This window comes from Noviherbaspirillum sp. (assembly GCF_036846085.1).
Classification (GTDB): Bacteria; Pseudomonadota; Gammaproteobacteria; order Burkholderiales; family Burkholderiaceae_D; genus Noviherbaspirillum.
The window spans coordinates 1-8,829 of record NZ_DAIUCO010000226.1; the positions used below are offsets into that span (position 1 = coordinate 1).

The following is an 8,829-nucleotide window of genomic DNA, read 5'->3' on the forward strand; positions in this document are numbered from 1 at the left end:
CGCCACTACAGACCAGGATGGCGTACAAAAGCATACGCACGGCCAAAGGCATTTGGTTCCGGACTGCAATTCTTGGAGACGATACCGATAGCCGCCTAAACCACAATCGCACTTTTAAGCTGCTGAACATCGAAGGTGCGTGAGCCATGGTATTGCAATGATTACTTAGGGCAATACTGGAATGTGCATTAATCCTGCAGTTTCATCAAGGCCGAACATGATGTTCATACACTGCACACCCTGCCCTGCAGCACCTTTAACCAAGTTGTCTTCCACGACGAGAATAACCAGCAAATCACCGCCCTCTGGCCGATGGACAGCAATGCGCAGGGTATTGGATGCCCTCACCGAACGTGTTTCCGGGTGGCTGCCCGATGGCATAACATCAACAAATTTTTCACCGGCAAAGTGGTTCTCATACAACGCCTGAAAATCCGTATCGCGCGCTTCCGGCAAAATCGTTGCATATAGTGTCGAATGAATACCACGGATCATCGGTACCAGATGCGGTACGAATGTCAATCCGATCTTTCGCCCTGCAATCGCTTGCAAGCCCTGTGTTGTCTCAGGCAGATGCCGATGGCCTTTCACCCCGTATGCCTTGAAGTTGTCAGCGGCTTCAGCAAGCAAGGTATGCACTTCCGCTTTCCGCCCTGCACCGGACACACCGGATTTGCAATCGGCGATAAGCGCCGCTTCATTGACCAATGGTTTCGCATGAACGAGGAGTGGCGCATATCCTAATTGCATTGATGTTGGATAGCATCCCGGCAAACCGATCACACGAGCCGTCCTGATCAATTCCCGATTGATTTCAGGCAGACCGTACACTGCCTCTTCCAGCAACTCCGGACAGGCATGCGGCATCCCATACCACTTCTCGAAAACAGCCACATCCTTCAGTCGAAAATCCGCCGCAAGATCAATCACCTTGACACCCTTGGCGACTAATTCTCGAGCTTGTGCCATGGCGACCCCATGCGGCGTCGCGAAAAACACCACATCGCATTGGTCGAGTTGCGCTTTATCCGGAGATGAAAAAGCGAGCGATACATGCCCTCGCAAAGATGGGTACATATCGGCCACCGGCAAACCATCCTCTTTCCTGGACGTTATGGCCATCAATTCGACTTCCGGATGAGCCGCTAACAGGCGCAACAGTTCGACGCCTGTATAGCCAGTGCCACCAACAATACCGACCTTGATCATGCTATTTCCTTGCGAAATGGAGAGTGAAGTAACGGTGCGATTTTAACAAAGCATGCATCGATGTTTTCCAACGTGAGCCAAGTGAATTCACATTTGCCCACGATGGTTCCATCTGTGGAATAAAGATAAAAAAAGCCGCCAGGCGCAAACCTGGCGGCTTTTCGATGCTCTGAAAACGCAGATTAGCGCTTGGAGAACTGTTTTGCGCGGCGTGCTTTACGCAGACCGACTTTTTTACGTTCAACTTCACGAGCGTCACGAGTAACGAAACCGGCTTTTGCCAGATCCGGCTTCAATGCTGCGTCGTAATCGATCAGGGCACGTGTAATTCCGTGACGAACAGCGCCCGCCTGACCAGACTCGCCACCGCCGTGCACGTTCACCATGATGTCGAAACGTTCGACGTTGTTTGTCAATTCAAGCGGTTGGCGAATGACCATCAGCCCTGTTTCACGCGAAAAATATTCGCTGGCAGGCTTGCCGTTTACAACGATCTGGCCGCTGCCTGATTTGATAAAGACCCGAGCCACTGCACTCTTGCGACGGCCGGTTCCGTAATTGTAGTTACCGATCATGTCTTTTCCTTAGATGACGAGTGCTTTGGGTTGCTGCGCGGCGTGCGGATGGGAGTCCTCTGCATACACCTTCAGCTTCTTGATCATTGCATAGCCGAGCGGGCCTTTTGGCAGCATGCCCTTGACCGCCTTCTCCAGCGCGCGACCTGGAAAGCGCTGTTGCATCTTCTGGAAATTGGTCTCGTAGATACCGCCCGGGTAAGTGCTGTGGCGATAATAAGTCTTATCGAGCGCCTTGTTGCCTGTAACACGCAGCTTGCCGGCGTTAATGACGATGATGAAATCACCCGTATCGACGTGAGGAGTAAATTCCGGCTTATGCTTGCCGCGCAGTCGGCGTGCCACTTCGCTGGCAACACGTCCGAGGACTTTGTCCGTCGCGTCAATCACGAGCCACTCGCGCTCTACCTCATGGGTTTTCGCGGAAAAGGTTTTCATTATGACTTCCTAAAATTGTGAAATTGCTCAACAATCGCCGGTTCCCATGCCGTTGCAAAATTTCCAACGACATCCGGGACACAGCATTATTCTCTTTCCTGAGCAAACGGAAAGCCGGAAATTATAGTCTTTTCAAAGACTTGCCGTCAAACTTATCTCGCAAAAAATAAAAAAAACCCGAGGTGATTAGACCTCGGGTTTAAATCCACACCTAAGAGGAGGGTGGAGGAGACAAGAGTTTGGTTGCCACCGAGTTACACATCGTTCACAACCAGCAATTAAATTGTAGTTCAAAGCATGGTGCGTTGCAAGAAAACGCCTCAAAATCGAACACGCCAACACCTTGATTACTCAATTTTTCTTTTAATTACAATCACTTATCATTTTTCACAATGTGGCTTTTTTGTCCGCGCTATGAATTGATCGCATAAATATGTTCGAAATCGGCCGCCGATTTATACGATCTTCTTAACGGCTACAATATTGGTTACTAATGATTTGACAACTGCGAGACTTAAATGGAATGCACTGTACGCTGGACCGGCTTGTCCGGAATGACATTTTTGGCTGAAACTGGCTCGGGCCATGTGGTTACGATGGACGGCGCACCGGAAGGGGGTGGACGTGATCTCGCACCACGTCCTATGGAGGTGGTATTGGCAGGAACTGGCGGCTGTACTGCCTATGACGTCGTGCTTATCCTGCGCAAGAGCGGCCAGGACATTCGCGGTTGTGATGTAACCTTAAAATCCGAGCGCGCCGAAAAGGATCCCAAGGTTTTCACCAGAATCCACTTTCACTTTACAGTGACTGGCAGGAATTTGAGATCTAACTTGGTAGAACGAGCAATCAAGTTGTCTCATGAAAAATATTGTTCCGCGTCGATCATGCTTGAGAAGACCGCGGAGCTTACACATTCATTCGAGATCATTGACGATCTTGAGGCAAAAGAAGCGGCACAGGAATGATGACGGCATAGTTGAAAAGCTGTCACTTTTCCACGGCGTTCCTAACCGTCGCAACCGACTAATAACCAAGGACTCAAAGGTAATATGCAGTGGTTGTCATAATTTTGGCGGCCGCTTGCATCGCCTTTTGTACCGGCTTAGGCAATTCCGCCGCTCCCATTTCGTGAGCAGCTGCACCGTGCTCAACTTCATCAATCCGCATTTGGGCAACGATCGCCCGCGATTTATCATCCTGGCTTGGCAGGCTTGTTAAGTGACTGGCAAGATGCGCCTCGACTTGACGCTCGGTCTCCACGACAAATCCAAGGCTATGCGCATCGCCAACCTTCGCCGCCGCCGCTCCCAGTACATAAGCCCCTGCGTACCACAAAGGATTCAGCAGGCTCGGACGGGAGCCGAGTTCCTGCAGGCGCTCGGCCGTCCAGGCAAGATGATCCCCCTCTTCTTGTGCCGCCTGGGCAAACTGCTTTTTGATGGCATCCGTTGTCGAAAATCTGGCTTGTGCGTCATAAAGCGCTTGTGCGCAGACCTCTCCGACATGGTTCACCCTCATCAGACCTGCACTATGCCTGCGCTCAGCATGGTCCAGCGCAACATCGGGCACGCCCAGGGCAGGATTCGGCCGAGACGCGACCGCCACTCCGGCAATCACTCTTAAAGCCTTGTCTATGCCCGCAATAAAGCCGTCGATATTCCGCATCATGTCTTTCTGAAAACTGGCTCATTCATCGAAAACTTAAAAAACAAGCAAGATCGAGCGATTACGCTAAACCGTTGCTTTTTAAGCATTATTTTCGCCATGTTTGTTGTTGAGTAACCACACAATAGTCAATTGAAAAGCACAAAAGCCAAATTCTCTTTGCCCTGGAAGGAGACATTTGATGAAATCGTTATTAGCTTCTTAACCAAACTGTTCGGAAGTCTCGGCATGGGCGTTTTTGCACGTCTCTCGCTGGATGCAACTAAAAAAAATTTTAGCACGCCAACCCTTGGAGATTAATTAATGAAAAAATCGCTTCTCGCACTGGCAGTTCTGGGTGCATTTGCAGGTGCTGCGCAAGCACAGTCTGCTGTAACAATCTACGGTTCTTTCGATGGCGGCATCCGTCATACAACCAATGTGAATGCAGCTGGCGATAACAGGCTGACAATGGGTTCTACTGGTACTTACAACTCCAACCGCCTGGGTTTCCGCGGCGTTGAAGATCTGGGCGGCGGTTTGAAAGCACGCTTCACACTGGAAGCTGGTTTCAACACTGGTACTGGCGGCCTGGACACAGCAACTAACACGCTGTTCAATCGTACAGCTGCAGTCGGTTTCGGCGGCAACTTCGGCTTCATCGATCTGGGTCGTCAATACACCAACGCGTTCTTGACAATCGCAGCCTATGATCCGTTCGTCTACAAGTTCCCAGGTATTGCATCGGCTGTTCCTGCGACAGCGGGTGTTCGTTACAACAACGACATCAAATACACTGGCACATTTGGTCCGATAACAGCCCGTGCGGAATATGCACTCGGCGAAGCAGTTGGCAGCGTCAGCCGTGATTCTGCAAAGTCGGTTGCCGGCTCCTATTCGAGCGGCCCATTGGCTGCTGGCGCAGCATACACACGCCGCGATATCGCTGGCTTTGACAACGACCACTGGACAGTTGGCGGCGCTTACAAGTTTGGTCCTGCACGCGTCTCCGTTGGCTATGCAGATCAAGAGCAGGACGTCGCTGCTGTAGCTGCAGATGCAAAAACACGCTGGATGTGGGTTGGCTTGAACTATGCAATCACTCCAGCTGTTGAACTGACTGGCGCTTTTTACAAAACGAAGGTTTCCGGTGCTACACCATCCGGCGATCGTGACCTGTTCATGCTTGCAGCAACCTACGCCTTCTCCAAGCGTACAAACCTGTATGCAGAACTGGATCTTGCAAAGAACGATGGTTCTTTGCGGCCATCCGCTCGTCAAGACAAGCAGCGCGGCATCTCGGTTGGCGTGAACCACTTGTTCTAAAAATAGATATGCAGGGTTAGCTTTATCCGGCTAATCACACTGTTGCCTCTATAAAAGCGGACCCGATACCATCGGGTCCGTTTTATTTTGCTTGGCAACTTTATATACAGGCCTCCGCCGAGAGCACCGAAACACATCTGTTTACCCTATTGCAAGCAGAGCGCAGAGCGAGTTGTGAAGTTGCATTTATTACATCATTCGATATCATTCCGTTGCGAAGTCACCACAAATAATTTAATAGCATCCGAAAAAGAGAAATAACCTTTGTCCTTCGATTCGATATTTGATGAAATAAGCACCAGCTTCTTAATTAAATGATTACGAAGCATAAATTCGGCGACCGCTACCAGCGGCGACGTCGAAAGCATCATATAAATCTTAGCTCGATAACCTTTGGGGATTATTCAATGAAAAAAACGATTTTCGCGCTCGCAGCCCTCGGCGCGTTTGCAGGCGCAGCCTCTGCGCAAACTAATGTAACCATCTATGGTATCGCTGACGTTGGCATTCAGCGCGTCGACACAAGCACGACCGAAGCTCGTTGGGGCCTTGATAGCGGCATTCAATCCGGCAGCCGCCTCGGATTCAAAGGTAGCGAGTCGCTCGGTGGCGGCCTAGCTGCGATTTTCACATTGGAAAACGGCTTCAATATCGATTCTGGCGCCCTGGGCCAAGGTGGTTTGCTGTTCGGACGTCAGGCATGGGTCGGTTTGAGCGGCGGCTTCGGCGCTGTTAAGTTTGGTCGTCAACTCACACCAATCTTTACTGCACTTGATTCCATCGATCCTTTCGGTACAGGTCTGACTGGTGATGCCAGCGGTATCGCGATCGGCGGTACTACCGCTGCCGCTCCTGGCTTCCGTCCATACGGCGTCCGTATGAACAACACTATCAACTACTCCGCACCAGCGATCGGTGGTTTCAACGGACAAATCGCCTACGGTCTGGGTGAAGTTGCAGGCAGCACATCGGCTGCTAGCCAACTGGGCGCATCGATCGGCTATGCAAACGGCCCGATCAACGCCGTGTTCGCATATCATGATGCAAACAACGCTGCAGGTACTGGCGATTCCCGTACCGCCATGCTTGGCGCAACTTACGACTTCCGCGTCGTCAAGGCCCACGCTGCGTTCGCTGTCAACCGCGACGAACTCGGTGCAACCCGTACCGGTAACAGCCGCAATGCAATGCTGGGCGTGAGCGCGCCTATCGGTGCAGGCACTGTCATCGCATCCTATACACGTCATGACGACCGTCTTGGCGCTGGTACAGCAGATGCAGACTACTGGGGCGTTGGTTATACCCATAACCTGTCCAAGCGTACAAATCTGTACACATCCTATTCCCGCCTGAAGAATGATGCTCCAGCGGTTGCAGATGTGAACTGGTTTAACGTCGGCGTTCGCCACAAGTTCTAATTACCCACGGGTACATGTCACCCGTAGTTAGTTAAAGCTAAAAATGAAAAGGCACCTTCGGGTGCCTTTTCACTTCGTGTGCTTCCAGTGAAATATTTTTGTGTCAATTTGGGCGATGAAGTTTTCTCTTGGGCCTGAAAACCGCTGCATCGTTGTAAAATTCCTCACTTTGATCTGGCCACCATTCCGGCAATCCGAGCACAGGTAACGGCGTGAAGTCGGCGGTCGACAAGTTTTCCGAAAGATTCTGCGCAATTTGCTGGTCAAGGAGATGCATCCGCTGCTTCTGGGAGAGTGAAAAAAAATGCTCTTCGACCTGAACAATAAAAGCATGGGCGGTGATTGCCTTATAGGGCATCACCAATTTTTCCATTAGCGCATGGCCGAACAGATTGACATCCCAAGTACGGCCAAATGTGAGGCGATTCTGGATAAAAACCTGGTGCCATCGATGTTCGTGCAGCGCCTCCATCTGGCTTGCATCAGTGACTATCACGATCGCCGCATTCTCATCAAAGATGGTGGCGGCATCTCTTACCTTGCCTCGTGCATGGTTGACCCCTTGGCGTTCGTTTGGCATGCCGACGGATGCCTTGAGGATTTCCGCTGCTTGCAACTCGTTCAACCGAGCTTTCACTCTGGGGTAAGACAACCACACAAGGGCATTGAGGAAATCATGGAGATTTTGTCGAGTCGGCACTGACCCGGTATCGCTGATGAAGGTTTCATAGGCGCATTCCGGAGGAAGATTGGCTTGCGGAACCAGTTTTATCGGCAAGCCCTGATGATTTCGTACGTTGAGCAAAGCGGCCGCCTCATTGAACGTACGCATCCAATCGGTCGCTTTTGTTGCGATGTCGGCAAGTGGCAGCAAAGGAGTTAGCCAAGGCTGTTGCCAATCGATCAAATCAGTGAATCTGGTTGACATCGTAAGATGCGCTGTACTGACCACCGGAGCGATCAGAGCTGAATACTTTAAAGACTGGCAATCAAGCCATTTTCCAGGAAATTGTTTCTCCGGCATTAAGCGGTACGATAGTCGCCTCACCAAATGCCAGTTCCTCCGGCACTCTCCAGTCTTCTTTCGTTAGCGTGATCGTGCCGCTATTTCGCGGCAAATTATAGAAGTCGGGTCCATTGAAACTCGCGAATGCCTCCAGCTTGTCGAGCGCATTCGCCATTTCGAAGGCTTCTGCATAAAGCTCCATCGCATGCAACGCGGTATAACACCCGGCACAACCACAGGCGTGTTCTTTCAAGCCTTTGGGATGCGGCGCCGAATCGGTTCCGAGGAAAAATCTGGTACTGCCGGATGCGATTGCGCTCAGCAAGGCTAGGCGATGCTCTTCCCGCTTCAGTACGGGCAAGCAATAGTAATGCGGGCGGATGCCGCCCCTGAAGATTTCATTTCGGTTATACAAAAGATGGTGTGCCGTGATAGTGGCGGCGACTGGCCCATCCGCTTGCGCAACATATTGCGCCGCTTCCTTTGTGGTTATATGCTCAAACACTACCTTTAACGCGGGCATATCACGCCGCAGCGGTTCCATCACCCGATCGATAAACGTTGCTTCGCGATCGAAGATGTCGATATCGGAGTCGGTCACCTCTCCATGCACAAGAAACGGCATGCCAACTTCCTGCATTACTTCGAGCGTCTTGTAACATTTCTCTAAAGCGGTTACACCGGCATCGGAGTTGGTGGTCGCGCCGGCAGGATATAACTTCACCGCATGAATGAAGCCGCTCTCCTTTGCACGCCGTATTTCGTCGGGCGGGGTGTTGTCGGTCAAGTACAAGGTCATCAGCGGCTCGAATTCCACATCAGCCGGAAGTGCCGCAAGTATGCGCTCCCGATAGCTGCGTGCCTGAGAGGTCGTCGTCACCGGCGGCTTCAGGTTCGGCATCACGATTGCTCTTGCAAACTGACGGGCGCTGTGTGGAAGGACGCTGGCCAAGGCCGCTCCGTCTCGCAGGTGCAGATGCCAATCGTCTGGACGGGTCAGGGTGATACTGCCGGCGGCAGTGGATGCGGATTTTTCAAACATGTCGGCTCTTTCATCAGAATCGCCGTATTTTAACTTCTTGGCGCCCTTCCCCTGTCCTGCGCCGGCATAAAAAAGCCGCTTCGGGATTGCCCCGAAACGGCCTTGTGAGACAACCGACGGTGCTCAGTGGATGATTTTGTTGAGGAAGTCGCGTGCGCGGTCCGAGCG

The 8,829-nt window shown here is 51.6% G+C and carries 10 protein-coding genes; 4 read left to right on the forward strand and 6 right to left on the reverse strand.

The genetic code is table 11. The features are described from left to right. Positions 1-165: 165 nt before the first annotated feature. The 3 genes from argC to rplM form a co-directional block, all read right to left on the reverse strand. Entirely contained in the window at positions 166-1,209 is a 1,044-nt protein-coding gene (argC, locus tag V7080_RS20410; RefSeq protein WP_334190227.1) for an N-acetyl-gamma-glutamyl-phosphate reductase, read from the reverse strand. A gap of 182 nt (positions 1,210-1,391) precedes the next feature. Then, positions 1,392-1,784, reverse strand: a complete 393-nt coding sequence (gene rpsI / locus V7080_RS20415; protein ID WP_334190228.1) for a 30S ribosomal protein S9 — start codon at positions 1,782-1,784, stop codon at positions 1,392-1,394. Positions 1,785-1,793: 9 nt separating this feature from the next. Continuing rightward, positions 1,794-2,222, reverse strand: a complete 429-nt coding sequence (gene rplM / locus V7080_RS20420) for a 50S ribosomal protein L13 (RefSeq protein WP_334190229.1) — start codon at positions 2,220-2,222, stop codon at positions 1,794-1,796. 518 nt (positions 2,223-2,740) lie between these two features. Here rplM and V7080_RS20425 point away from each other — a divergent pair. Then, complete coding sequence (locus V7080_RS20425) at positions 2,741-3,190, forward strand: OsmC family protein (protein ID WP_334190230.1); 450 nt, start codon at positions 2,741-2,743, stop codon at positions 3,188-3,190. A gap of 73 nt (positions 3,191-3,263) precedes the next feature. Here V7080_RS20425 and coq7 read toward each other — a convergent pair whose 3' ends face one another. After that, a complete protein-coding gene (gene coq7, locus V7080_RS20430) occupies positions 3,264-3,890 on the reverse strand; it encodes a 2-polyprenyl-3-methyl-6-methoxy-1,4-benzoquinone monooxygenase (protein ID WP_334190231.1) in 627 nt (208 codons plus the stop codon). 132 nt (positions 3,891-4,022) lie between these two features. On the opposite strand from coq7, the gene V7080_RS20435 reads away from it, so the two are divergent. From V7080_RS20435 to V7080_RS20445, 3 genes are all read left to right on the forward strand, one after another. After that, positions 4,023-4,190: a hypothetical protein gene (locus V7080_RS20435; protein WP_334190232.1), complete on the forward strand. Its 168-nt coding sequence runs from the start codon at positions 4,023-4,025 to the stop codon at positions 4,188-4,190. A gap of 3 nt (positions 4,191-4,193) precedes the next feature. Then, positions 4,194-5,195, forward strand: coding sequence for a porin (locus V7080_RS20440; RefSeq protein WP_334190233.1), 1,002 nt, complete (start codon positions 4,194-4,196; stop codon positions 5,193-5,195). A 407-nt stretch (positions 5,196-5,602) separates the two neighbouring features. Then, the gene (locus V7080_RS20445; RefSeq protein ID WP_334190234.1) at positions 5,603-6,613 is read left to right on the forward strand and encodes a porin; all 1,011 of its coding nucleotides are present in this window, start codon (positions 5,603-5,605) and stop codon (positions 6,611-6,613) included. Positions 6,614-6,716: 103 nt separating this feature from the next. On the opposite strand, the gene V7080_RS20450 is transcribed toward V7080_RS20445, so the two are convergent. Together V7080_RS20450 and pyrC are read right to left on the reverse strand one after the other, a co-directional pair. Further along, the gene (locus tag V7080_RS20450; protein WP_334190235.1) at positions 6,717-7,637 is read right to left on the reverse strand and encodes a DUF3025 domain-containing protein; all 921 of its coding nucleotides are present in this window, start codon (positions 7,635-7,637) and stop codon (positions 6,717-6,719) included. Beyond that, positions 7,603-8,661, reverse strand: coding sequence for a dihydroorotase (pyrC, locus tag V7080_RS20455; RefSeq protein WP_334190236.1), 1,059 nt, complete (start codon positions 8,659-8,661; stop codon positions 7,603-7,605). Before pyrC ends, V7080_RS20450 begins: the two co-directional genes overlap by 35 nt. Positions 8,662-8,829 lie beyond the last annotated feature (168 nt).